Annotated in this window: 1 protein-coding gene; it reads left to right on the top strand. The window is 67.0% G+C overall.

The annotated features are described in order from the left end of the window. A partial coding sequence (locus tag ACSC1Q_RS43070; RefSeq protein ID WP_436764525.1) for an ABC transporter permease occupies positions 1-558 on the top strand: 558 nt, incomplete at both ends.

The following is a 558-nucleotide window of genomic DNA, read 5'->3' as shown; positions in this document are numbered from 1 at the left end:
GACGTTCGTGATCATCGGTGGGGGTATCGACCTGTCGGTGGGTGCGATCATGGCGCTGGCGTCGGTGTGGGCGACCACGCTGGCCACCCAGGCCTATGGGCCGTTCGTGATGATCCTGTGCGCGGTGCTGGTGGGCACGGGTGCGGGTCTGGTCAACGGGTTGCTGATCTCGTATGGGCGGATGGTGCCGTTCATCGCCACGCTGGCGATGCTGGTGGCCGCCCGGGGGCTGGCGCAGCGGATGTCGGATCGTCGGACCCAGCTGGTGCAGCAGGGCAACGAGATGATCGTGGAGTTGTCGACCAGCCGGGTGCTGGGCATTCCGGTGCTGGTCTACATCTTCGCGCTGGTGGTGATCGCCGGGTGGGTGCTGTTGAACCGCACCACGTTCGGCCGCCGCACCTACGCGGTGGGCGGTAACCCGGAGGCGGCGCGGCTGGCGGGTATCGACGTGCGCCGGCACACCGTGATGTTGTACGCGTTGTCGGGGTTGTGCTGTGGCATCGCGGCGGTTTTGATCATGGCCAGGACCACGACGGGTTCCTCCACCCATGGGGA

Origin of the sequence: Streptosporangium heterodermiicola, from assembly GCF_051390675.1 — a bacterium.
Taxonomy (GTDB): Bacteria; Actinomycetota; Actinomycetes; order Streptosporangiales; family Streptosporangiaceae; genus Streptosporangium.
This window is presented reverse-complemented; position numbering and strand designations above follow the sequence as displayed.